At 69.2% G+C, this 23,658-nt stretch carries 24 protein-coding genes; 13 read left to right on the top strand and 11 right to left on the bottom strand.

The window, feature by feature from the left end; all coding sequences use genetic code 11:
* Nucleotides 1-68 precede the first annotated feature (68 nt).
* From JI746_RS01155 to JI746_RS01125, 7 genes are all read left to right on the top strand, one after another.
* The gene (locus JI746_RS01155; RefSeq protein ID WP_201686944.1) at nt 69-665 is read left to right on the top strand and encodes a hypothetical protein; all 597 of its coding nucleotides are present in this window, start codon (nt 69-71) and stop codon (nt 663-665) included.
* Entirely contained in the window at nt 658-1,275 is a 618-nt protein-coding gene (locus JI746_RS01150) for a TlpA family protein disulfide reductase (protein WP_201686943.1), read from the top strand. The genes JI746_RS01155 and JI746_RS01150 overlap by 8 nt, the downstream gene beginning before the upstream one ends.
* A gap of 202 nt (nt 1,276-1,477) precedes the next feature.
* Nucleotides 1,478-1,939, top strand: a complete 462-nt coding sequence (gene accB, locus JI746_RS01145) for an acetyl-CoA carboxylase biotin carboxyl carrier protein (protein WP_201686942.1) — start codon at nt 1,478-1,480, stop codon at nt 1,937-1,939.
* 3 nt (nt 1,940-1,942) lie between these two features.
* Nucleotides 1,943-3,292: an acetyl-CoA carboxylase biotin carboxylase subunit gene (gene accC / locus JI746_RS01140; RefSeq protein WP_201686941.1), complete on the top strand. Its 1,350-nt coding sequence runs from the start codon at nt 1,943-1,945 to the stop codon at nt 3,290-3,292.
* Nucleotides 3,292-4,173 carry a 50S ribosomal protein L11 methyltransferase gene (gene prmA, locus JI746_RS01135; protein WP_201686940.1) on the top strand — a complete coding sequence of 294 codons (882 nt, stop codon included), beginning with the start codon at nt 3,292-3,294 and terminating at the stop codon, nt 4,171-4,173. Before accC ends, prmA begins: the two co-directional genes overlap by 1 nt.
* Nucleotides 4,174-4,209: 36 nt before the next feature.
* Entirely contained in the window at nt 4,210-5,499 is a 1,290-nt protein-coding gene (locus JI746_RS01130; protein WP_201687276.1) for a DUF3426 domain-containing protein, read from the top strand.
* 18 nt (nt 5,500-5,517) lie between these two features.
* Entirely contained in the window at nt 5,518-6,414 is an 897-nt protein-coding gene (locus JI746_RS01125) for a carbohydrate kinase family protein (RefSeq protein ID WP_201686939.1), read from the top strand.
* A 624-nt stretch (nt 6,415-7,038) separates the two neighbouring features.
* On the opposite strand, the gene JI746_RS01120 is transcribed toward JI746_RS01125, so the two are convergent.
* A complete protein-coding gene (locus tag JI746_RS01120; protein ID WP_201686938.1) occupies nt 7,039-7,812 on the bottom strand; it encodes an SDR family oxidoreductase in 774 nt (257 codons plus the stop codon).
* A gap of 128 nt (nt 7,813-7,940) precedes the next feature.
* Here JI746_RS01120 and JI746_RS01115 point away from each other — a divergent pair, with 128 nt between their 5' ends.
* The gene (locus tag JI746_RS01115; RefSeq protein ID WP_201686937.1) at nt 7,941-9,389 is read left to right on the top strand and encodes an MBL fold metallo-hydrolase; all 1,449 of its coding nucleotides are present in this window, start codon (nt 7,941-7,943) and stop codon (nt 9,387-9,389) included.
* Nucleotides 9,390-9,538: 149 nt separating this feature from the next.
* Here JI746_RS01115 and JI746_RS01110 read toward each other — a convergent pair whose 3' ends face one another.
* The 5 genes from JI746_RS01110 to JI746_RS01090 form a co-directional block, all read right to left on the bottom strand.
* Nucleotides 9,539-10,498, bottom strand: coding sequence for a branched-chain amino acid ABC transporter permease (locus tag JI746_RS01110; RefSeq protein ID WP_236599510.1), 960 nt, complete (start codon nt 10,496-10,498; stop codon nt 9,539-9,541).
* 79 nt (nt 10,499-10,577) lie between these two features.
* Entirely contained in the window at nt 10,578-11,462 is an 885-nt protein-coding gene (locus tag JI746_RS01105) for a branched-chain amino acid ABC transporter permease (RefSeq protein ID WP_201686935.1), read from the bottom strand.
* Nucleotides 11,463-11,511: 49 nt separating this feature from the next.
* Nucleotides 11,512-12,714, bottom strand: coding sequence for an ABC transporter substrate-binding protein (locus JI746_RS01100; protein WP_201686934.1), 1,203 nt, complete (start codon nt 12,712-12,714; stop codon nt 11,512-11,514).
* Between the two features lie 28 nt (nt 12,715-12,742).
* Entirely contained in the window at nt 12,743-13,450 is a 708-nt protein-coding gene (locus tag JI746_RS01095; RefSeq protein ID WP_201686933.1) for an ABC transporter ATP-binding protein, read from the bottom strand.
* Between the two features lie 2 nt (nt 13,451-13,452).
* Nucleotides 13,453-14,226, bottom strand: coding sequence for an ABC transporter ATP-binding protein (locus JI746_RS01090; RefSeq protein WP_201686932.1), 774 nt, complete (start codon nt 14,224-14,226; stop codon nt 13,453-13,455).
* 198 nt (nt 14,227-14,424) lie between these two features.
* Between JI746_RS01090 and JI746_RS01085 the strand changes: the two genes are divergently transcribed.
* Nucleotides 14,425-15,222: a crotonase/enoyl-CoA hydratase family protein gene (locus tag JI746_RS01085; protein WP_201686931.1), complete on the top strand. Its 798-nt coding sequence runs from the start codon at nt 14,425-14,427 to the stop codon at nt 15,220-15,222.
* Between the two features lie 168 nt (nt 15,223-15,390).
* Here the strand turns inward: JI746_RS01085 and selD are convergent, their stop codons facing one another.
* Together selD and senB are read right to left on the bottom strand one after the other, a co-directional pair.
* Nucleotides 15,391-16,455 (bottom strand): selenide, water dikinase SelD, encoded by a 1,065-nt coding sequence (gene selD / locus JI746_RS01080; RefSeq protein WP_201686930.1) that lies wholly within the window; start codon nt 16,453-16,455, stop codon nt 15,391-15,393.
* Nucleotides 16,452-17,450, bottom strand: coding sequence for a selenoneine biosynthesis selenosugar synthase SenB (gene senB, locus JI746_RS01075; RefSeq protein ID WP_201686929.1), 999 nt, complete (start codon nt 17,448-17,450; stop codon nt 16,452-16,454). Before senB ends, selD begins: the two co-directional genes overlap by 4 nt.
* On the opposite strand from senB, the gene senA reads away from it, so the two are divergent.
* The 4 genes from senA to merP all read left to right on the top strand — a co-directional run bounded on the left by senA (nt 17,435) and on the right by merP (nt 20,611).
* A complete protein-coding gene (gene senA / locus JI746_RS01070; protein ID WP_201686928.1) occupies nt 17,435-18,673 on the top strand; it encodes a selenoneine synthase SenA in 1,239 nt (412 codons plus the stop codon). The genes senB and senA overlap by 16 nt on opposite strands.
* Nucleotides 18,674-18,792: 119 nt before the next feature.
* On the top strand, nt 18,793-19,908 hold the full coding sequence (locus JI746_RS01065) for a transglutaminase-like domain-containing protein (RefSeq protein ID WP_201686927.1): 1,116 nt from the start codon (nt 18,793-18,795) through the stop codon (nt 19,906-19,908).
* Between the two features lie 10 nt (nt 19,909-19,918).
* Nucleotides 19,919-20,311, top strand: a complete 393-nt coding sequence (locus JI746_RS01060) for a mercuric transporter MerT family protein (protein WP_201686926.1) — start codon at nt 19,919-19,921, stop codon at nt 20,309-20,311.
* A 12-nt stretch (nt 20,312-20,323) separates the two neighbouring features.
* The gene (gene merP, locus JI746_RS01055; RefSeq protein ID WP_201686925.1) at nt 20,324-20,611 is read left to right on the top strand and encodes a mercury resistance system periplasmic binding protein MerP; all 288 of its coding nucleotides are present in this window, start codon (nt 20,324-20,326) and stop codon (nt 20,609-20,611) included.
* Nucleotides 20,612-20,763: 152 nt separating this feature from the next.
* Here merP and JI746_RS01050 read toward each other — a convergent pair whose 3' ends face one another.
* The 3 genes from JI746_RS01050 to JI746_RS01040 all read right to left on the bottom strand — a co-directional run bounded on the left by JI746_RS01050 (nt 20,764) and on the right by JI746_RS01040 (nt 23,658).
* Complete coding sequence (locus JI746_RS01050) at nt 20,764-21,300, bottom strand: TlpA disulfide reductase family protein (RefSeq protein WP_201686924.1); 537 nt, start codon at nt 21,298-21,300, stop codon at nt 20,764-20,766.
* A 67-nt stretch (nt 21,301-21,367) separates the two neighbouring features.
* Nucleotides 21,368-22,576, bottom strand: a complete 1,209-nt coding sequence (locus JI746_RS01045; protein WP_201686923.1) for an ABC transporter substrate-binding protein — start codon at nt 22,574-22,576, stop codon at nt 21,368-21,370.
* Between the two features lie 11 nt (nt 22,577-22,587).
* Nucleotides 22,588-23,658 (bottom strand): branched-chain amino acid ABC transporter permease, encoded by a 1,071-nt coding sequence (locus tag JI746_RS01040; RefSeq protein ID WP_201686922.1) that lies wholly within the window; start codon nt 23,656-23,658, stop codon nt 22,588-22,590.

Here is a 23,658-nt window from a genome sequence, read left to right as displayed (position 1 = left end):
TCCTGCGCCTGAGGCGGCGCGGCCACTGTACGGTGCAGGCGGCGCGGCGTCCATGCAGAATGGACCCGATGGACACCCTGCAGTCGGAGATCGCCGCCGCCGCCGCGCGGCTGGTGGTGGAGGAGGGCCTGGAGTACGGGCCGGCCAAGCGCCGCGCCGTGAAGGTGCTGGGACTGAACGCGCGCACGGCCCTGCCGGACAACGACGCACTGGAAGATGCCGTGCGCGAATACATCGCCGTCTTCTGCGGCGATACCCAGCCCGGGGAGCTGGCCGCGCTGCGCCGCCTGGCCCTCACCTGGATGGAGCGGCTGGCGGAATTCCGCCCCTACCTGGGTGGAGCGGTCTGGCACGGCACCGCCACCCGCCTGTCCGACATCTACCTGCAGCTGTTCTGCGACGACCCCAAGTCGGCGGAAATCGCGCTGATCGAGCACCAGGTTGACTACACCCCGCGCACGGTGACCGGCTTCCATGGAGAATCGGTGGAGGCGCTCAGTATCAGCAGCATGAGCCGCGAGCTGGGCGAGTCCGTCGGGGTGCACCTGCTGGTCTACGACCACGACGACCTGCGCGGGGCGCTGAGACCGGATTCGAAAGGGCGCACGCCGCGCGGGGACCTGGCGGCCGTGCGCGCATTGGTGGAGGAGTCTGAACATGGATGATGCAAGGAACACCGGCGCGGCGCCGGCCACGCGGCGCGGTGCGCTGTTCGTCGGGGTGGGCGTCGCAGCGGCCCTGGCCGGGGCGGGCTATGCGTGGATGCGCAGCAGGCAGTCGGGGCCGGTCGCGACGCCGGCGTCCGGCACCGGCACCGCCCCGGGCACCGACCATGCAGCCGCCGATGCCGACCAGGCGGGCGCGCAGCAGTTCTGGGCGCAGGAATACGAGACCCCGCAAGGCACGAAGCTCGCCATGGCGTCGTTCAAGGGCAAGCCGCTGATCCTGAACTTCTGGGCCACCTGGTGCGCGCCATGCATCGAGGAAATGCCGCAGCTCGACGCCTTCTACAAGCAAAACAGCGCAAAAGGCTGGCAACTGGTCGGTTTGGCGATCGACCAGCCGTCCTCGGTGCGCAAGTTCCTGGACAAGACGGCGGTCAGCTACCCGATCGCCCTGGCCGGCTTCGGGGGCACCGAACTCACCAAGGCGCTGGGGGATGCGGCCGGGGGCCTGCCCTTTTCCGTGCTGTTCGACAAGGATGGCAAGGTGCGCCAGCGTAGAATAGGCCGCCTCTCGGAAGCCGACCTGCAGGCCTGGTCCGGCTTGGCCTGAGACGGAATGTCGTCCCCGCGTCGGCGGGGACCGGGGGACGCGCCCGCCGCGTCCAACGCGCAAACCCCGGATTCCCGCTTGGGCGGGCATGACGGCTTGAGGGCTGCATCAAACTAAATGCAGTCAGTTGCTGCCAAAAGAAAGAAGTAGGCGAGTTTTGCTGTAAATTCGCCTCTCTCACAACGAGGCAGGAGACCTCCCCATGGACTTGCGCAAACTCAAGACGCTGATCGACCTGGTGTCGGAATCGAACGTTTCCGAACTGGAGATCACGGAGGCCGAGGGCAAGGTCCGCATCGTCAAGGGAGGCCCGGCGATGGTGCAGGGCTCGCAGCAGATGCAGATGCCGATGCAGGCGAACGTCGCCGCAGCGGCACCCGCGCTCGCCCCGGCTGCGGCGCCCGTAGCGGCGGCGCCCGAAGCGCCCAAGGGACACATCGTCAAGTCCCCGATGGTGGGCACCTTCTACCGCGCCTCTTCTCCGGGCGCGAAGTCCTTCGTGGAAGTGGGCAGCCAGGTCAAGGAAGGCGACACGGTCTGCATCATCGAGGCCATGAAGATCCTCAACGAGATCGAGGCCGACAAGTCCGGGACCATCATCGAGATCCTGTGCGAGAACGGGCAGGCGGTCGAATATGGCCAGTCGCTGTTCGTGATCGAATAAGAAATGTTCAAAAAGATCCTTGTTGCGAACCGCGGGGAAATCGCGCTTCGCATCCAGCGGGCCTGCCGCGAACTGGGCGTCAAGGCCGTGATGGTCTACTCCGAGGCCGACCGCGAAGCCAAGTACGTGAAGCTGGCCGAAGAGGCGGTGTGCATCGGCCCGGCGCCCTCGAACCTGAGCTACCTCAACATGCCGGCCATCATCTCGGCGGCCGAAGTGACGGATGCCGAGGCGATCCACCCGGGCTACGGCTTCCTGTCCGAGAACGCGGACTTCGCCGAGCGGGTGGAGAAGAGCGGCTTCCAGTTCATCGGGCCGACGCCGGAGTCGATCCGCCTCATGGGCGACAAGGTGTCGGCCAAGCAGGCCATGATCAAGGCGGGCGTGCCCTGCGTGCCCGGCTCCGAAGGCGAACTGCCGGACAACCCGGCGGAAGTCCGCCGCATGGCCAAGACGATCGGCTATCCCGTGATCATCAAGGCGGCCGGCGGCGGCGGTGGCCGCGGCATGCGCGTCGTGCACACCGAGGCGGCGCTGGTGAACGCGGTGCAGATGACGAAGGCCGAGGCCCTGGCCGCATTCGGCAACGGCGCGGTGTACATGGAGAAGTACCTCCAGAACCCGCGCCACGTCGAGATCCAGGTGATGGCCGACAAGCACAAGAACGCCGTCTACCTCGGCGAGCGCGACTGCTCGATGCAGCGGCGCCACCAGAAGGTGCTGGAGGAAGCGCCGGCCCCCGGCATCCCGCGCAAGCTGATCGAGAAGATCGGCGAGCGCTGCGCCGCCGCCTGCAAGAAGATCGGCTACCGCGGCGCCGGCACCTTCGAATTCCTGTACGAGGACGGCGAGTTCTATTTCATCGAGATGAACACGCGGGTGCAGGTGGAGCACCCGGTGACGGAGCTGATCACCGGCATCGACATCGTCAAGACGCAGATCCTGGTGGCCGCGGGCGAGAAGCTGCCCTTCAAGCAGGGCGACATCGTGCTGCGCGGCCATGCCATCGAGTGCCGCGTGAACGCCGAGGACCCGTACAACTTCATGCCCTCGCCGGGGCGCATCACGCTGTGGCACCCGCCCGGCGGACCGGGTGTGCGCGTGGACTCGCACGTGTACAACAACTATTTCGTGCCCTCCAACTACGACTCGATGATCGGCAAGATCATCGTCCACGCCGACACGCGCGAGATGGCGCTGGCGCGCATGCGCAGCGCGCTGGGCGAGATGGTGGTGGAAGGCATCAAGACCAACGTCCCGCTGCACCGCGAGCTGCTGGTCGACGCCAAGTTCATGGCGGGCGGCACCAACATCCACTACCTGGAAGAGTGGCTGTCGCAGCACAAACGCTGATGTTCGAACTGCGCCTGCTCTGCCCCGAAGAGCGCGTCGAGGCCGTCGGCGATGCCCTCGAGGCGCTCGATGCCCTGAGCGTCTCGGTGGAGGACGCGGACGCGCAGACGTCCGCGGAGCAGGCCCTGTTCGGCGAACCCGGCATGCCGCCGCCCAAGGAGGGCTGGCAGCGCTCGCTGGTGATCGCGCTGTTCCACGAAGAAGCCCAGGCCGGCGAGGCGGCGCAGCTGCTCGCGCCGCAGGACTTCTTCGCCGACTGCAGGATCGTCGGCCTGCAGGCGGTGCCGGAGCAGGACTGGGTGCGCCTGACGCAATCGCAGTTCGAGCCGGTGCAGATCACGCCGGCCTTCTGGATCGTGCCGAGCTGGCACGAGCCGCCGGCGGGTGCGCAGCAGGTGATCCGGCTCGATCCGGGCCTGGCCTTCGGCACCGGCACGCACCCGACCACGCGCATGTGCCTGCGCTGGATCGCCGCGCATCCCCCGCAAGGCGGGCGCGTGCTCGATTACGGCTGCGGCTCGGGCATTCTCGCCATCGGCGCCGCCAAGCATGGCGCCGCCAGCGTCGATGCGGTCGACATCGACGAGGCCGCGGTGCGCTCGACGCAAGCCAATGCCGAAGCGAACGGCGTGCAGCTCACGGCCGGACTTCCGGACCGGGCGCACGGCCGCTACGACACGGTGCTGGCCAACATCCTCGCCACGCCGCTGAAGGTGCTGGCCCCCCTGCTCACCGCGCACGTGGCACCGGGGGGCGCGCTGGTGCTGGCCGGCATCCTGGCGCGCCAGGCCGGAGAGCTGAAGGAGGCCTACGCGCCGTACTGCCAGCTCGAAGTCAGCGACGAAGAGGACGGCTGGATCCTCATGACGGCGAAGCTGTAGCTCGGAGGCTCCCGGCCTCTCTACAATCGCGGGCTCATGAGCCTGATCACCAGCTGCCCCGCCTGCGGGACGATGTTCCGCGTCGTGCCGGACCAGCTGAAGATCTCCGAGGGCTGGGTGCGCTGCGGCCATTGCAGCGAGGTGTTCGACGCCGGCGCCCACATGGTCGACGAATCGGTGCTGGAGCAACTGCGCTCCGCGGAGGCCGCCGGGCGGCCCGAGGCGCCGGATTTCCCCCATTTCCTGGCGGCGCGCCGGGACGAGCCCGAAGAGGAGTTCGAAGCGGGGTGGGAGGCCGAGGCGGATTCGCAGCCGGAGGCGGAGTCCGAACCGGAGCTTGAACCAGAGCAGGAGCACGTGCCCGGACTGGAGTCCGAACCGGAACCCGAGCCGGAACCGGAGTCCGAGGCGGAACCCGAATCGGAGGCGGATCCGGACCAGAAGCACGAGCGCGGGGCGGAGCCTCTCCCCGAACGCGCACCTGAACCTCCGGCCGAGCCCGAAACCGAAGCGACGGAACTCGCCGCCTCGCGCGAGCCGGCCACGGCGCAGCTCGGCATGCCGGCGCGTGCGCCGGCGCCGTTCGGAGCGCTCCTGCGCCGGGAGGCCGCGGCCACCCCGCCGGCCCATGGGCAGAGTTCCTTCGGTCCCGACAGCGAATCGCTGGAACCCTCGCCCCTCGACAGCCCTTTCGTCTTTCGCCGCTCCGACCTGCTGGAGCGCGAGGATGCCTCCATCCTGCCGCCGGTGCCCGCGGACACGGAGTGGCCCGAGTCGCGCGACGAGGGAGCCGCCCAGGAACTGCACGACGTGTCCTTCGTGCGGCAGGCGCGGCGCCGCGCGTTCTGGCGCCGCCCGCGCGTGCGCGGCCTGCTGGTGCTGTCCGGAGTCGTGCTGGCCTTGCTGCTGGCGCTGCAGGTGGGCTACCAGGACCGCGACCGGCTGGCGCTGTCGCAGCCGGAACTGCGGCCGGCGCTCGCGCGCATGTGCGAGCTGCTGCAGTGCCGGCTCGGTGCCCCGCGCCAGATCGAAGCCATCGTGATCGAGAGCTCGGGCTTCACGCGCGTGCGCAACGACACCTACCGCCTCGCCTTCAGCGTGCGCAACACGGCGCGCGTCCCGGTTGCCGTGCCCGCCATGGAGCTGACCATCACCGACGCCCAGGACCAGCCGATCGCCCGCCGCGTGCTGATGCCGCCGGAGCTCGGCGCGCCGGGCGAGTCCATCGCGGCGGCGTCCGAGTGGACGGGCGCGGTGGGCGTGGTCGTCGACACCCCCGGTTCCGCGCGCGTGGCCGGCTACCGCCTGCTCGCCTTCTATCCCTGAACCCACCGAAAGACCATCATGGCCGCCGTCATCTGCGGATCGCTCGCCTTCGACAACATCATGAATTTCGAAGGCCGGTTCGCCGAGCAGATCCTGCCCGACCAGCTGCACATCCTGAACGTGTCCTTCCTCGTGCCCTCGCTGCGGCGCGACTTCGGCGGCTGCGCGGGCAACATCGCCTATGCGCTCAAGCTGCTGGGCGGCGAGCCGCTGCCGCTGGGCGCCATCGGCAGCGACGGCGGCGACTACCTGCAGCGTTTCGACCAGCTGGGGATCAGCACCGAGTTCGTGCTGCGCGTGGACGACACCTACACCGCGCAGGCGATGATCATGACGGACCGCGACAACAACCAGATCACCGCCTTCCACCCCGGCGCGATGATGCAGGCCCATCACATGAAGGTGCAGGCGCGCCAGGACATCAAGGTGGGGATGATCTCGCCCGACGGCCGCGACGCGATGCTGCAGCACGCCGAGCAGTTCCAGCAGGCCGGCATCCCCTTCGTCTTCGATCCGGGCCAGGGCCTGCCGATGTTCGACGGTTGGGAACTCGCCAACTTCATCGAGCAGGCGACCTGGGTGACGGTGAACGACTACGAGGGCAAGATGCTCTCCGAGCGCACCGGCTGGAGCAGCGCCGAGATCTCGCGCCGCGTGCGCGGCCTGGTGGTCACGCTCGGCGGCGACGGCTGCGAGGTGTGGGTCGATGGCGAAGTCACCGTGGTGCCGCCGGAGCATCCGACCGCCGTCGTCGACCCGACCGGCTGCGGCGATGCCTGGCGCGGCGCGCTGCTGTACGGCCTGGAGCAGGGCTGGACGCTCACCCGCTGCGCCCAACTGGGCAACAAGGTCGGCGCGATCAAGATTGCAAGCCGGGGGCCGCAGAACTACACGCTGGATGGGATGGCGCGCTGAAGCGTTGAGCGTTGAGCGTTTGGCGTTTGGCGTTTGGCGTTTGGCGTTTGGCGTTTGCGCGCTGCAGGGTGGTAGCGTTGCAACGCTGAGGCGCCGCACCAAACGTCGTCACCCCCGCGCAGGCGGGGGCCCAGAGCACGCACGAAGTGCGTAAAGCCGCAGGCGCTGGAGATCGCTTGGGGGAAGGGGGGCGCTCCGTTACCCCCGTGCCGGATCAGCCCGGGCCTGTCCGTCTCAGCGACTGTCCCCCGGCGCGGGTGAGTACCGTTACCCGTGCAGGGGCCCCGCCCGCGCCTCCTCCTTGATGTCGCAGAGCCGGACAGTCCCGGGCTGATCCTGCGGCGTGCGTGATCGAGCGTCGCGGCTTCGTTCGAGCTCGCCGCCAGCAATCCAGGCGGCGGTCGAGAGAGGCCGGCTTCCCACTGCGGCGCGGTACAGGACCAGGATGGGACAGTCCGGCTCGGCGACATCAAGGAGGAGGCGCGGGCGCGCTGCCATCAAGGGCAGCGGGTCCCATCCGCGCCGGGGGACAGTCGCAGAGACGGACTGTCCCATCCTGGTCCGGCGCAGGGGCCACGCTGCGTCCCGAGATGACTCGTACAAGGCTGCACCCCGCCCGCCAACTCAACTCCCCCGCGCGAACGTCACCCCGCCATCCACCACGATCGTCTCGCCCACCACGTAGTCCCCCGCCCGCGACGCGAGGAAGACTGCGGCTCCCGCCATGTCCTCCGGTTGCCCGATGCGCCCCGCCGGCACGCGCTGCGCCACCTCGTCGCCATGGTCGCGCGCCTGCTTGTTCATCTCGGAGGCGAAGGGCCCCGGCGCGATGCCGTTCACCACGATGTGGTCGGGCGCGAGGCGGAGCGCCAGGCGCTTGGTCAGGTGGATCAGCCCGGCCTTGCTGGCGGTGTACGAGTAGGTCTCCCACTGGTTGACGGAGATGCCGTCGATGGAGGCGATGTTGATCACCTTCGCCGGCCGCCCGGCGCTGCCTGCCTTGCGCAGGTGGGCGTGCAGCGCCTGCGTGAGGAAGAATGGCGCCTTCATGTTGAGGTCGACGACCTTGTCCCAGCCGCTCTCGGGAAAGGTGTCGAAGGCTTCGCCCCAGGCGGCGCCGGCGTTGTTGACGAGGATGTCGAGCGCCGGTTCGCGTTCCATCACCCGGGCCGCGAGCGCGCGTGCGCCTTCGACGCTGGAGACGTCGGCCGGCAGCGAGAGGCAGGGGCCGATCTGCGACAGCTCCTCGGCCGTGGCATCGCAGGCCGCGGCCTTGCGCGCCGTGATGTAGACCTTGGCGCCGTGGTGCAGCAGGCCGGTGGCGATCATGCGGCCGATGCCGCGCGAGCCGCCGGTGACGAGCGCCACGCGCCCCTGTAGGGAAAACAGCTCTTTCATGCGGGAACTCCTTTGCCGTCGGCGCAGCCTAATGCACGCGCGCGCCGCCACCAATCACCTGAATGACAACGATCCCAGCGCGTCGCACTCGTCGCGCGCGCATCGACGGACGCTGGCAAGGAGATGACATGCAACGACGTGCCCTGATTTCCCTCGCCGCGCTCGCGGCCCTCGGTGTCGCGGGCTGCGCCACCTCAGTGGCCGATCCGCAGGCGGTGCTGCGCCAGGCCGACGCCGCGATGGGCGCCGGCCAGTTGAAGACGCTGCGCTTCGCCGCCAACGGCAGCGGCGGCACCTTCGGCCAGGCCTTCGTGCCGGGGCAGGCGTGGCCGCGCATCAACATCCCCAGCTTCGCCCGCTGGATCGACTACGACAACGCGGCGATGCGCGAGGACTCGGTGCGCACGCGCGCGGAGCCCACCGGCGGCGGCGCGCTGCCGCTGATGGGCACGGGCGAGCAGCGCGTCTCCGCCTGGGTCCGCGGCAACCAGGCCTGGAACATGGCGGGCACGAACCCGCAGCCGGCGCCGGTGGCGCTCGATGCCCGCATCCACGACCTGTGGACCACGCCGCACGGCGTGGTCAAGGCGGCGATGCGCAATAACGCGACGGTGCGCGCCGAGGGCGGCCTGAACGTCGTCTCCTTCAACGAACCCGGGCGCTATCGCGCGACGGCCTACATCGGCGCCGATGGCCTGGTGCAGCGGGTCGACTCGGTGATGCCGAATCCGGTCACCGGCGACACGCAGGTGAGCACGGTCTACTCGGGCTGGCGCGACTGGGGTGGCGTGAAATTCCCGAGCCGCATCCAGCAGACCCAGGGCGGCCATCCGGTCTACGACCTGACGGTCACCGAGGTGCAGGCCAATCCGGCGCTCGACATGCCGGTGCCGGCGCCCGTCGCCGGCTTCAGCGAGAAGGTGGATGCGCAGCAGGTCGTGCCGGGCGTCTGGTTCCTGGCCGGGGGCTCGCACAACAGCGTGCTGGTGGAATTCTCGGACCACCTGATGCTGATCGAGAGCCCGCTCTACGATGGCCGCGCGCAGGCGGTGCTGGCGGAGGCGCGGCGGCTCGTGCCGAACAAGCCGGTCCGCTACGTCGTGAACTCGCACCACCACTTCGACCACGCGGGTGGCCTGCGCACCGCGGCGTCCAGCGGCGCAACGCTGGTGGTGAGCGAGCAGGCGCGGCCCTGGTACGAACGGGTCTTCGCGACGCCGAATGCGATCCGGCCCGACCTGCTGCAGCAGTCCGGCCGTCGCGCGACGCTGACCGGCGTGAACGGCTCGCGCACCTTCGGCGATGCCACGCGCACGGTCGAAGTGCACTTCATCGACGGCAGCGTGCACGCGCAGGGCTTCATGATGGCGTGGCTGCCGCGCGAACGCCTGCTGGTCGAAGCGGACGCCTACACGCCGGCGCCGCCGAACGCGCCGCCGCCGAATCCGGTGAACGCCAACAACGTGAACCTGTTCGAGAACGTGCAGCGGCTCGGCTGGAATCCGGACCGCATCCTGCCCCTGCACGGGCGGGTGGTGCCGTTCAGCGAACTGCGCACGGCGATCGGGCGGAACTGAAGACCTGAACAGCCGACAACCGACAACCGAACGCGAAGGCCGCAAAGGTTACGCAAAAGCCGCGAAAGAAATACTCGAAGGACTTCCTGGTTTCTTTCGCGTTCTTTGCGAATCCTTTGCGCCCTTTGCGTTCGGTTGTCCGGGTTCCCTCAGCCCTTGGATTTGCGCCGATCCCGCCAGGCCATCAGCTCGCCCACCACGCCCTTGCGGAACGCCAGCACGCAGACGACGAAGATCGCGCCGATGATGACGGTGACCCACTCGCCCACCTTGTCGGCCAGCATGTCCTGCAGCGCGACGACGACGCCGGCGCCCAGCACGGGGCCGAAGAAGGTGCCCACGCCGCCCAGCAGGCTCATGAGGATCACCTCGCCGGACATCGACCAGTGCACGTCGGTCAGCGTGGCGAACTTCATCACCAGCGTCTTGAGCGAGCCGGCCAGCCCCGCCAGCGAAGCCGACAACACGAAGGCGAGCAGCTTGTAGCGATCGACCTCGTAGCCGAGCGAGACGGCGCGCGGCTCGTTCTCGCGGATCATCTTCAGCACCTGGCCGAAAGGCGAGGTGACGATGCGCAGGATGCCCATGAAGCAGGCCACGAACACCGCCAGCACCACGTAGTACATGAGGGTGTCGTTGATCAGCGGCACCACGCCGAACAGCTTGCCGCGCAGCACGCCCTGCAGGCCGTCCTCGCCGCCCGTGAAGGGCGCCTGCAGGCAGAAGAAGAACACCATCTGCGACAGCGCCAGGGTGATCATGGCGAAGTAGATGCCCTGGCGGCGGATCGCCACCAGCCCGAACACCAGCCCGAGCAGCGCGGCGACCACGACGCCGGCCAGCACGCCGAGTTCCGGCGTCCAGTTCTGCACCTTCACCAGCCAGGCCGTGACGTAGGCGGCGAAGCCGAAGAAGGCCGCATGACCGAAGGACAGCAGGCCGGTGAATCCGAGCAGCAGGTTGAAGGCGCAGGCGAACAGCGCGAAGCACAGGAGCTTCATCACGAACACCGGGTACAGGCCGATCATCGGCGCCACCAGGGCCAGCACGAGCAGCGCCAGGTAGGTGAGGCGCACGCCCTTGCCGAGCGCGGTGCCTTGCGGCGCCATGGGCGCGGCTGCCTTGGCCGTCGGCTGCGGCATCGCCAAGGACTCGGGCGCGGCGACGGAAGTGGAAGGCGTGGACATTTCAGGCTTCCTTGCCGAACAGGCCGGCGGGACGCAGCATCAGGACGATGGCCATGATGACGAACACGACCACGTTGGAGGCTTCGGGGTAGAACACGCGGGTGAAGCCCTCGACGACGCCGAGCACCAGCCCGGTGATCACCGATCCCAGGATCGAACCCATGCCGCCGATCACGACGACGGCGAACACCACGATGATCAGGTTGGAGCCCATGAGGGGTGTCACCTGGATCACCGGGGCGGCCAGCACGCCCGCCAGGCCGGCCAGCGCCGCGCCGCCAGCGTAGGTGAGCGTCACCATCAGCGGCACGTTGACGCCGAAGGCCTGCACCAGCTTCGCGTTCTCGGTGCCGGCGCGCAGGTAGGCGCCCAGCCGGGTGCGTTCGATCAGGTACCAGGTCGCCAGGCAGACGGTGAGCGAAGCCACCACCACCCAGGCGCGGTAGTTGGGCAGCACCATGAAGCCGAGGTTCGTGGCGCCGGAGAGCAGTTTCGGCACGGAATACGACTGGCCCGATACGCCGTACTGGCGGCGGAACGCGCCTTCCAGGATCAGCGACAGGCCGAATGTGAGCAGCAGCCCGTACAGCGGGTCGAGCCCGTACAGGCGCTTGAGGAACAGCCGCTCGATGATGGCGCCGAGCACCCCCACCGTGAGGGGCGCGAGGACGAGGGCGAGCCAGTAGTTCACGCCCCAGCTGTCCAGCATGATCCAGGCGGCGAAGGCGCCCACCATGTACAGCGCGCCGTGCGCGAAGTTCACGATGTCCAGCAGGCCGAAGATCACCGCCAGGCCCAGGCTCAACATCGCATAGAACGCGCCGTTGACGAGGCCGAGCATCAGCTGGCCGAGGAAGGCTTGGTGGGGGATGCCGAAGATTTCCATGAGCGGGAAGTGGTGCCCCTCTCCCCTTGCGGGGAGAGGGGAGTCTCTCTTACTTCTTCAACAGCGAGCACTTGGACTCGGCGACCGTGGTGAACGCCTGGTCACCCGGCACCTTGGCCACGAGCTTGTAGTAGTCCCACGGCGTGGTCGACTCCTTGGCCGACTTCACCTGGAACAGGTACATGTCGTGGATCATCCGGCCGTCGCCGCGGACGTGGCCGTTCTTCTGGTAGAAGTCGGTGTACTTCATCGACTTCAGCTGGCCCATCACCTTCTCGGTCTCGGTGGTGCCGGCGGCCTGCACGGCCTTCAGGTAGTTCATGGCGGCCGAGTAGTCGGCGGCATGCAGGCTCGAAGGCATGCGCTTGAACTTGTCGAAGAAGCGCTTGGCGAACTTGCGCGACTCGTCGTCCTGGTTCCAGTACCAGCTGTCGGCGACCTGCAGGCCTTCGGCGTTCTGGACGCCCACGGCGTGCACGTCGTTCAGGAACACCAGCAGGCCGGCGACCTTCATCTGCTTGGTGATGCCGAATTCCTTGGCGGCCTTCATCGCGTTGACGAAGTCGCCGCCGGCGTTGGCCATGGCCAGGATGTCGGCCTTGGAGCCCTGCGCCTGCAGCAGGAAGGAGGAGAAGTCCGAGGCGTTCAGCGGGTGCTTGACCGAGCCCACCACCGTGCCGCCGTTCTCCTTCACGACCTTGGTCGCGTCGGCTTCCAGCGAGTGGCCGAAGGCGTAGTCGGCGGTCAGGAAGTACCACTTCTTGGCGCCGCTCTTGATCAGCGCATTGCCGCCGACCTTGGCCAGCGCCACGGTGTCGTAGGCGTAGTGGATGGTGTAGGGCGTGCAGTCCTCGTTGGTCAGGCGGGCCGAGCCGGCGCCGATGGAGATGAAGGGACGCTTCTTCTCCTTGGCCACGCCGGCCATGGCCAGGTTGGTGCCGGAGGAGGTGCCGCCGATCAGCAGGGCCAGGTTCTGGCTGTCGATCCACTCGCGCGCCTTGGAGGCAGCGACGTCAGCCTTGTTCTGGTGGTCGGCCGTCAGCACCTCGATCGGCCGGTTCAGCACCTTGCCGCCGAAATCCTGCACCGCCATCTTGATCATCTCGGCGCCGGCGGGACCGTCGATGTCCGCGTACAGGCTGGCCATGTCGGTGATGAAGCCGATGCGCACCGGCCCGGTCTGGGCCTGGGCGAAGGCGCCGGCGGCTCCGAAGCCGAGGGCGATGGCAGTCACGAGGGTCTTGAGTTTCATTGCACTTCTCCTGAAAAACGGTTCGCTCTCACACTCCCAGGAATTCCTGGAGCATGCTCATGTTCTCGTTCAGCTGATGCTGCTCGAATTCCCGCACCATGCGGCCGTGCTCCATGACGTAGAAGCGGTCGGCCAGCGGCGCGGCGAAACGGAAGTTCTGTTCCACCAGCACCACGGTGTAGCCCTTGGACTTGAGCGTGCGGATGGTCTCGGCGAGCTTCTGCACGATGACCGGCGCCAGGCCTTCGGAAATCTCGTCCAGCAGCAGCAGGCGGGCGCCGGTGCGCAGGATCCGCGCCACGGCGAGCATCTGCTGTTCGCCGCCCGACAGGCGCGTGCCGGGGCTGGCGGCGCGTTCCTTCAGGTTGGGGAACATGTCGTAGATCTCGGCCACGCTCATGCCGCCTTGCGCGATGAGCGGCGGCAGCAGCAGGTTCTCTTCGGCCGAGAGGCTGGCGAAAATGCCGCGCTCCTCCGGGCAGTAGCCGACGCCCAGCCTGGCCACCTTGTGCGGCGGCAGGTTGATCGCCTCCTGGCCGCGGATGCGGATCGAGCCGGTGCGCCGGCCGGTGAGGCCGACGATCGCGCGCAGGGTGGTGGTGCGGCCGGCGCCGTTGCGCCCGAGGATCGACACGACCTCGCCCTCGTTGACCGACAGGCTCACGCCGTGCAGCACGTGCGATTCGCCGTACCAGGCGTGCAGGTTGCCGATGCGCAGGAGTTCGTTCGATGCCATGTTCAGTGCGCTCCCTGCAGCTCGTTGTCGGCCGAGCCCATGTAGGCCTCGACCACCTGCGGGTTGCGCGACACCTCGGCGTAGGGGCCGTCGGCGATCACGGCACCGCGCTGCAGCACCGTGATGCGGTCGGCGATGGAGGACACGACGTTCATGTTGTGCTCCACCATCAGGATGGTGCGGCCGGCCGAGACCTTCTTGATCAACTGCGTGACGCGATGGACGTCCTCGTGGCCCATGCCCTGCGTGGGTTCGTCGAGCAGCATCAGCTCGGGCTCCAGCGCCATGGTGGTGGCCAGTTCCAGCGCGCGCTTGCGGCCGTAGGGCAGGTTCACCGTGAGCTCGTCCGCGAAGCCTTGCAGGTCGACCGCATGCAGCAGTTCCATGGCGCGGCCGTGCAGGTGGTGCAGCGAGCGCTCCGGCTTCCAGAAGTGGAAGGAGGTGCCCAGGTTGCGCTGCAGGGCGGCGCGCACGTTCTCCAGCGCGGTGAGGTGAGGGAAGACGGCGGAGATCTGGAACGAGCGGACGATGCCGCGGCGGGCCGTCTGCGCCGGCCGCTCGTGCGTGATGTCGGTGCCGCGGTAGTTGATGGTGCCGCGCGTGGGCGGCAGGAACTTCGTCAGCAGGTTGAAGAAGGTCGTCTTGCCGGCGCCGTTGGGGCCGATCAGTGCATGGATATCGCCGCGCCTGACCTTCAGGTCCACGTTGTTCACGGCCACGAAGCCCTTGAACTCCTTGGTCAGGCCCTGGGTTTCCAGGATCGTTTCAGCGGACAAACTTCAGCTCCAGCGTGTTGTTGGCGCGGCTGCGCCCGACAGTCCCGTCGAAGGGGCCTATGGTGCGCATCGTGCTGCGCCGCGAGAAGAGGGTCCAACCCTAGGTAGTTCCGCGTGCGCGTCGTCCAGGCTTGCAGGACGCTGACTCGGCGGCCCGCGGGCTACCATCGGCGCGTGGAAACCCACGGGAGAGTGGACATGGACGACCAGCGCGTGCGGGTGGAGGTGGACGGCCACGGTGTGGCCGAGGTGGCGCTTGCGCGCCCCGACAAGATGAACGCGCTGGACACCGCGATGTTCGAGGCGCTGATCGATGCGATCGCGCGCGTACGTGCCGACCCGAAGATTCGCGCCGTGGTGCTGCATGGCGAGGGCCGGGCGTTCTGCGCCGGCCTCGACAAGGCCAGCCTGCAGGGCCTCGCCGATCCGGCATCGGGCATCGGCGACCTGGTGGTGCGCACGCATGGCCTCGCCAACTTCTGGCAGCAGGTCGCCTGGGGCTGGCGCGAACTGCCGGTGCCGGTGATCGCGGCAGTGCATGGCGTGGCCTTCGGCGGCGGCCTGCAGATCGCGCTGGGCGCCGACGTGCGCTGCGTGCATCGCGAGGCGCAGCTCTCGGTGATGGAAGTCAGGTGGGGCCTGGTGCCGGACATGGCCGGCTGCGTGCTGCTGACGCAGTTGTGCCGCGGCGACGTGGCGCGGGAGCTGACGTTCACCGGGCGGGTGGTGTCCGGGATCGAAGCCGTGGCGCTCGGGCTCGCGACGCGGGCGAGCGAGGATCCGTTGGCCGATGCGCGGGCGATGGCGCGGCAGATCGCCAACAGCAATCCCGATGCGGTGCGCGCGGCCAAGCGTCTGTTCAACACCGCCACGCCGGTCGATGCGGCACGCGTGCTGGTGGCGGAGGCCTTCGAGCAGCAGCGCCTGATCGGCAGCGCGAACCAGCGGGAAGCGGTGCAGGCGCAGATGGAGAAGCGGGCGCCGGTGTTTCGCTAGTCCCGCGTTCGACGGCCGCCCCGTCCGTCATTCCCGCGAAGGCGGGAATCCAGGGCGTTCAAAAAGAAAGGCGCCGCAATGCGGCGCTCCCTGGGTCCCCGCCTGCGCGGGGATGACGGCTTCCGCCCAACGGCTGTCGCCGCAACGGCATCGCCCCAACCACTTTCCTCAACGCACCACCAGCCGCGCCCCCGCGCTCGCTGCCCGGGCCTGCCCGATCACCGCGGCCTGCCCGAAGCCGTGCTTGCGGAACACGTCGATCACCTCGCCCACGCTCTCGGGCGTGCACGACACCAGCAGCCCGCCGCTCGTCTGCGGATCCGTCAGCAGCGCCTGCTCCGCTTCGCCGAAGCCGGCGGGCAGCGCGACATCCGCGCCATAGCCGATCCAGTTGCGCCCCGACGCGCCGGTGACGAACCCCGCCTGCGCCAGTTCGCGCACGCCCTGCAGCACCGGCACCTTGCTCCACTCGATCTCGATCGAGAGATCGGCACCGCGCGCCAGTTCCAGGCCATGCCCCGCCAGGCCGAAGCCGGTGACGTCCGTCAGCGCATGCACGCCTTCGATGGCGGCGAGTTCGGGGCCGGGCGTGTTCAGGCGGGTGGTGGTGGAGATCATCCGCTCGTAGCCGGCGGCATCGAGCTTCTCCTTCTTCAGCGCGGCCGACAGCACGCCCACGCCCAGCGGCTTGCCCAGCACCAGCACGTCGCCGGCACGCGCGTCGGCGTTGCGCTTCACGCGCTGCGGATGCACCAGCCCCAGCGCCACCAGGCCGTAGATCGGCTCGACGGAATCGATGGTGTGGCCGCCCGCGATCGGGATGCCGGCCGCCTTGCAGACCGACTCGCCGCCTTCCAGGATGCGCCCGATGGTGGCGGTGGACAGCACGCTGATCGGCATGCCCACCAGCGCCAGCGCCATGATCGGCTTGCCGCCCATCGCATAGACGTCGGAGATGGCGTTGGTGGCCGCGATGCGGCCGAAGTCGAACGGATCGTCCACGATCGGCATGAAGAAGTCCGTCGTGGCGATCAGCGCCTGTTCCTCGTTGAGCTTGTAGACGGCGGCGTCGTCGGCCGTCTCGATGCCCACCAGCAGCTCCGGCGGCACCGGCAGCCGCGCCGTGCCCTTGAGGATTTCGGACAGCACGCCGGGCGCGATCTTGCAGCCGCAGCCGCCACCGTGCGACAGCGAGGTGAGGCGGGGTTCGGCAGTGGGCAGGGGAGCGTTCATCGGGCGGATTCCAGTTCTTGCAGGAGGTTCAGGAGCGCGCTGCGCTCCGCGGCCGCATCGAACAGCGGCGCGCGCAGGGCGCATTGTGCGGCCAGCCGACCCAGCAGGTGGACCGCGGGGTTTTCGGCCTGCTGCCCGGCCCGGCCCGCGAGCAGCAGCTCGGCCAGCATGCCGGCGTCGCCGTGCGGGAAGTAGCCTTCGTAGTCGCGCCCCAGCATGCCGACGTTGCCCGGCACGCGACTTGCCAGGACCGGCGTGCCGCAGCGCACCGCTTCCAGGATCACGTGGGCGCCGCCTTCGAGGGCGCTGGTGTGCACCAGCACGTCGGCGCGGCGGATCTCCTCGAGCGTTTCCGGATGCGGCAGCGCGCCCAGCCATTCGTAGTTGGGGCAGTCGCGCCGGGTGGCGCGGGCCTCGTCGGCGAGCACGGGCTCCCCGCTGCCGTCGCCGATGTGGCGGATGCGGATGTCGCTGCGCTGGCACAGCAGGCGCGCGGCGGCGAACAGCGTCTGCGGCGACTTCACCTGCCGCAGGTGACCCACCATGACGGCGGTGAGCTGCCCGGCATCGCGGGGCAGCGGGGGCAGGGCGGGGCTGGACTGGCAGATCACGCGCGCCTTGCCACGCAGCCACACCGGCAAGGCCTCGGGGCCGCACTCCTGCAGCACCACCAGCCGCTGCGCCAGCTCCAGCGAGCGCTGGGCGGCGGCCTCGGTCTGGATGTCCTGGTACAGGTCGGTGCCGGTCAGGATGACGGCCAGGCCGTGGCCGGGATGCGCCTGGGCCCAGGCCGCGATCGGCGCGGCCGAGCGGCGCGCATGCAGGGCCAGCATCACCGCATCGGCGGCTGCGTCCGCGTCCGGCCATTCCTTCGTGATGCGCACCGGGTGCGCGCCGGCCAGCAGTTCCTGCCACCGGCGGGCGGTGCGCCAGTTGCCGTTGTTGGCGTCGGCGAGGGCGGGGCTTACGATGACGACCGATGCGGCACGGGACATCCGACGGTTATAGCGTGGCGGCGGCCACCGAGGCGCTGGCGCTGCGCCAAGGCCCCCCTGCCGCCGTGCGTTCGGCCCTGCTGGCCGCGCGCGAGCGCACGCTGCGGCTGGCGGAGGACTTCCGCGAGGCCCTCGGCCCTGCGCCGCACATTCCCTACGCCGCCGAACTGAATCCGCCGCTGTGGGAGCTGGGGCACATCGGCTGGTTCCAGGAATGGTGGATCGCGCGCAACCCGCAGCGCCACCTGGGGATCCGCGCCGATCCGCACACGGCCCGTCCGCCCTCCCTGCTGGCCGAGGCCGACCGCTGGTACGACTCCAGCCGCGTTCCCCACCGCACCCGCTGGGAGTTGCCGCTGCCCGATGCCGCTCGCACGCAGGGCTACCTGGCCCATTCGCTGGAGCGCACGCTGCACCTGCTCGATGCGCTCGATGCTCCCGACGACCCGGGCCTGTATTTCTTCCGGCTGGCCGCGGTGCACGAGCAGATGCACGCCGAGGCCGCGGTCGCCATGGCGCAGAGCCTGGGCATCCCGGTGCGCGAGAACGTCGAGCCGGCCCAGGTGCAGGAGGCGGCGCAGTTGACGGTGGGACCGCTGCGTTTCGGGCTGGGCACGAGCTGCGCCGGCTTCGCCTTCGACAACGAACTGCCCGCGCACGAAGTGGAGCTGCCGCGCTACGCCATCGATGCCGCGCCGGTCACCTGGGGCGCCTTCCTGCCTTTCGTGGAGGCGGGTGGCTATGAGACCGCGCAATGGTGGACGCCCGAGGGCCTGGCCTGGCTTGCCTCGCTGCGCCAGCGCCGGCCCGCCGGCCTGCATCGCGGCGCGGCAGGCTGGGAGCAGATGCGCCACGGCGCCTGGCACGCCCTGCAGCCGCAGCAGGTGGCCCTGCACCTGAACGCCCACGAAGCGGAGGCCTGGTGCCGCTGGGCCGGGCGCCGCCTGCCCACCGAAGCCGAATGGGAGTGCGCCGCCCTGACCCAGCCGCGCTTCCGCTGGGGCCAGGCCTGGGAATGGACGGCGAGCTGCTTCGAACCCTATCCGGGCTTCGCGCCGCATCCCTACCGGGACTATTCGCAGCCCTGGTTCGGCAGCCGGCGCGTGCTGCGGGGGGCCTCCGCCGCCACCGCGCCCCTGCTGGCGCATGCCCGCTACCGCAACTTCTACGAGCCGCACCGGCGCGACATCCTGGCCGGCTTCCGCAGCGTGCGCAGCGCCTGAAACGCCAGTTCCCGAGCCGCTGAAAGGGCTGTGACATCGCCCTATACTTGGCCCGCTTCGACAGCCCGGCCTTGCCGGGCTGTGCCCGTTCGCATTTTCTCCATCCACCGGAAGCTGCCATGACCGTTCAACTCTCGCGTCGCGATTTCGTCAAGACCGCGTCCGCCGCGCTGGCCGTGGGCAGCGGCCCGCTGGTGCACGCCCAGGAGGCAGCGCGCCGCTTCGAACCCCGTCCGGCCGGCTGGCGCAGCTTCGAGGTGACCACGACGGTGACGCTGCGCGACGCCGCCGGCGCGGCCGACCTCTGGCTGCCGGTGCCCTCGCTGGAGACGCCCTGGCAGCGCACCTCGGACATCAGCTGGACCGGCAACGCCAGCAACGTGCGGCTCGCCTCCGACGGCGCCACCGGCGCCAAGGTGCTGGTGGCGCGCTTCGAAGGCGGCACGCCGGAGCCGCGCATCGTGCTGACCAACCGCGTGGAGACGCAGAACCGCGGCGTCGACTGGAAGCAGCCCGCCAACGCGCAGCCTGCCGATCCGGCGGACCTGCGGCACTGGCTCGCCCCGAGCGAACTGATCACCACCGATGGCATCGTGCGCAAGGTGGCGAAGCAGATCGTGCTCGGCGCGCGCGACGACCGCGAGAAGGTGCAGCGCATCTACGACTGGGTGATCGTCAGCAGCTACCGCGAGCCCAAGGTGCGCGGCTGCGGCGCCGGCGACATCAAGGCGATGCTGGAGAGCGGCAACCTGAGCGGCAAGTGCGCCGACATCAACGCGCTGTTCGTCGGGCTGTGCCGCGCCGCCGGCGTCCCGGCCCGCGACATCTATGGCGTGCGGCTGGTGCCCAGCGCCTTCAATTACCGCGAGCTCGGGGCCAACCCGGCCAGCCTCAAGGGCGCGCAGCATTGCCGCGCCGAGGTGTACCTGAAGGCGCATGGCTGGGTGGCCATGGACCCCGCGGACGTCACCAAGGTGATGCGCCAGGAAACCGCGGAGTGGATCAAGGATCCCGGACATCCCGTCGTCACGCCGGTGCGCAAGGCGCTGTTCGGCAGCTGGGAGGGCAACTGGATGGGCTACAACACGGCCAGCGACGTCAAGCTGCCGGGAGCCAGGCAGGGCAAGCTCGGCTTCTTCATGTACCCGCAGGCCGAGACGGCCGCCGGTGCGCGCGATCCGTACGAGCCGGACAGCTTCGCCTACCAGATCACGGCGCGCGAGATCACGGCCTGAACGTCCGACGATGCAGACGTCCTCCGGACCGGGCCCGCAGCAGCCCTCTCCCCTCACCGGCAGCGCGCCCGCGGCCCTGACGCTGGCCGGCATCGCCGCGCTGCTTTCTTCGGCCTGCTGCGTGGTGCCGCTGGTGTTCGCGATCGTCGGCATCTCCGGCGCCTGGATCGGCCAGTTGCGGGTGCTGGAGCCGTGGTCCGGCGTGCTGTCCGCGCTGGCACTCGCCGCGCTGGGCACGGCGGGCTGGCGCCTGTACCGTCCCGCGGCCGATGCGGCCTGCGATACCCGCGATCCCGCGGCCTGCCGCCGCGTCGGTTCCACCGCGCGGCGCTGGTTCTGGCTGGTGGCGGTGCTCACGCTGATTCCCCTGCTGGTGCCGCTCGCCGCGCCGCTGTTCTATTGAGGAAGTGCTGACATGAACAAGTTCTTCGCCGCCGCGGCCCTCGGCCTCCTGGCCGCCGCCGGCCCGGCGCTCGCGGCACCCCGCCAGGTGACCTTGAGCGTGCCGACCATGGACTGCGACACCTGCCCGATCACCATCCGCGTCGCGCTGATGAAGGTGCCGGGCGTGAGCAAGGCGGTGGTGAGCTATGCGCGCCGCAATGCCAAGGTGACCTTCGACGATGCGAAGACGACAGTGGCGGCGCTGACGAAGGCGACGGAGGAAGCGGGTTATCCGTCGTTCGCGGCGGACGACAGGTAGGGCGGCAGACCTGCGGGCCGCGGCGGCGGCGGGGTTCGTAGGCTGGTGGTGAGCGCCGGCAGGCCGAACCCCAGCGCTTTGGGCCCGGCGCTTCGCGCATCGCTGGGGTTTCGCTAGCGCTCCACCGCCAGCCTACGGCGATCGCGCCACGCCTACAGCTCCGCCACCCAGCGCGCGGCCTGCGCGCTCGCCCAGTCGAATTCACCCGTCACGACGAACTTCGCCTGCCCGCGGCGGTCGATGGCGATGGTGCTCGGGAAGATGCGCACGCCGAAGGATTTCGCCGCCGCGCCCTCCCGATCCAGCAGCACCGGCAGCGCCAGCCCGGTCTGTTCCAGGAAACGCCGCACCCTGGCTTCCGGCTCCTTGTAGTTCACCGCCAGCAGCTGCAGCCCGGCCTCCCGGTGCTCGCGGGCCAGCTGCTGCAGCGCCGGCATTTCGGCCCGGCACGGCTCGCACCACGTGGCCCAGAAATTCAGCAGCACCGGCGCGCCGCGCGCGCCGGCAAGGCGCCACGGCTGGCCATCGAGGCCGACGAGTTCCACGGCCGGTGTGGCCCGCTGGCGCGGCCAGTCCTTGCGCGCTGCAGCGTCGTTGGCGGCCAGCACCGGCCGCGCCCAGGGCAGGCAGGCCGCAGCCAGCAGGCAGCGACGGCGGCCGGGGGAGAAGGGGGCGGACTGCGAAGGCATGATCGGTCGCCCTCGATCCTATCCACTCCCTGCGCCCGCTGCCGCCGCGGGGTGTTGCGCGCCGCCGTCAGCGCACTGCCACCGGCTCGCCGAAGCCCTGCCAGGTCTTGCCGTCGAACTTCACCAGCTGCATGGTCTGGAACAGCGCGTAGTCGCCCGCGCTGGTATCGGCCAGCACGCCCGGCAGCGCCATCGGGATCTGGAAGCCCTTGATGCTGGCGGCCTGCTTCATCACGTTCTCGCGCGTGAGGTTGTTGCCGCACTGCTTGAGCAACTGCACGGTCAGCTGCGAGACGGCCATCGCATAGGTGGCGCTGCCGTCCGCGGGATCCTCGTTCGGCAGGTACTTCTTCATGAAGGCGAAGTAGTCCTTCATCGCCGCGTCGCTGGCCCACCTCGGTTCGGTCGGATCCTTGATGTACTGCATCGAGATGAGGCCCACGGACTTGTCCAGGCCGGCCGGCTTGAGCACCGAGCCGACGCTGGAAGACACCTGGTTGAGGTAATGCACCGGCTTCCAGCCGATGTCCGCCACCTTGCGGATCGCCTGGGCCGCGAACTTGGGCGTGGTGATGTTGAAGAAGGTGTCGGCGCCCGAGGACTGCAAGGTGACGATCTGCGAATCCACGGTGGGATCGGTCACCTCGTAGCTCACGGACTTCACGACCAGGCCCTTGCCCTTCTCGCCCAGGCCTTCCATGAAGCCCTTGAGGTAGTCCTTGCCGTAGTCGTCGTTTTGGTACAGGACGGCGACCTTCGCGGTCGGCCGGTTGCGCAGGATGTCCTGCCCGTACAGCCGCCCCTCGCTCTCGTAGTTCGGGTTGAAGCCCATCGTCCACGGGAAGTTCTTGGGGTCGTTCCACTTCGAGGCGCCGGTGGCCAGGAACAGGTGCGGCACCTTCTTCTGGTTCATGTACTTGTGGATCGCCGAATTCGAGGGCGTGCCCAGCGTGCTCATGGTGAACAGCACCTCGTCCTGCTCCACCAGCCGGCGGATCATCTCCACCGCCTTGGGCGGGCTGTAGCCGTCGTCCAGGCTGATGTAGTTGATCTTGCGCCCGCCGATGCCGCCCTGCTCGTTGAGCATCTTGAAGTACGCCGCCTCCACGCGCCCGATGATCCCGTAGGCCGAGGCCGGGCCGCTGTAGGGGATGGTGTTCCCGATCTTGATCTCGGTGTCGCTGGCGCCGGGGCCGTACTGCTTGCCCTGGCCGATGGCGGGAAGCGCCGCGAGCGCGAGGCCCCCGGCCAGAACGTTGCGTCTTTGGATGCCCATGACAGGTCCTTTCAGGGAGAACGCGGCTCTGAGGCCGCCGTGGAGCCCCGGCCCGCGCGGCGCTTGAGGCGCTGGGAGGCCAGGCGCAATGCGCCCGCGATGCCGGTGGGCATCACGTACATGAAGGCGATCATCAGCGCGCCGTAGATCGCCCACGGCGCGGCCTTGGAGATCTGGTCCGCCACGTTCGGGATGAACTGGATGAAGAGTGCGCCCCAGATCGCGCCGGTGATCGAGGCCAGCCCGCCCACCACCATGCCGACCAGGAAGGAGATCGACAGGAAGATCGTGAAGCTGTCCGGCGCGACGAAGGCCACCGCGATGGCGCCGAGCGCGCCGGCCACGCCGGTGAACATGGCGCTGACGCCGAAGGCCAGCGACTTGTAAAGCGCGTTGTCGATGCCCATGGTGGAAGCGGCGATCGGGTGGTCGCGGATCGCGATCAGCGCGCGGCCGACGCGCCCGCGCAGCAGGTTCCACCCGAGCACGAACATGAGCACCATCACCGCCAGCGTGAACAGGTACAGCCAGCGATCGGGATTGAGCTTCAGGCCGAACAGGGAGGCGATCGGCGGATCGGGCTTGATCAGCGTGATGCCCTGCACGCCGCCGGTCCATGCCTCCAGGTACTTGTATTTCAGCAGCTGCGGCAGCGCCACGCCCAGCGCGAAGGTGGCCAGCGCCAGGTACACGCCTTCCAGTCGCAGCGCGGGCAGGCCGAACAGGAAGCCCGCGAGCAGGCACACCGCCCCGGCGAGCGGGATGCACAGCCAGTAGGGGACGCTGTAGTGGTCCATCAGGACCGCCGTGACATAGGCGCCGATGGCATAGAAGGCGCCGTGCCCGAGCGAGATCTGGCCGTTGTAGCCGGTGAGGATGTTCAGGCCGAGCAGCGCGATCGCGTAGATCAGCACCATGGTGAGCTGGAACACGCGGTAGTTGCTCACCAGGAAGGGCAGGGCCGCGGCGGCGACGATCAGCACCACGGCCATGATCGTCCAGCGCGCGGACCAGCCGCGCACGCCGCCGGAGGCCTGGGCCGGAGCGAGCGGCGCGAGTTCGGGAGCCGTGACTGCGTCCAT

It is taken from the genome of Ramlibacter alkalitolerans (assembly GCF_016722765.1).
Taxonomy (GTDB): Bacteria; Pseudomonadota; Gammaproteobacteria; order Burkholderiales; family Burkholderiaceae_C; genus Ramlibacter; species Ramlibacter alkalitolerans.
The sequence above is the reverse complement of the archived record's forward strand: the minus strand, read 5'-3'. Positions and strand labels throughout refer to the sequence as shown.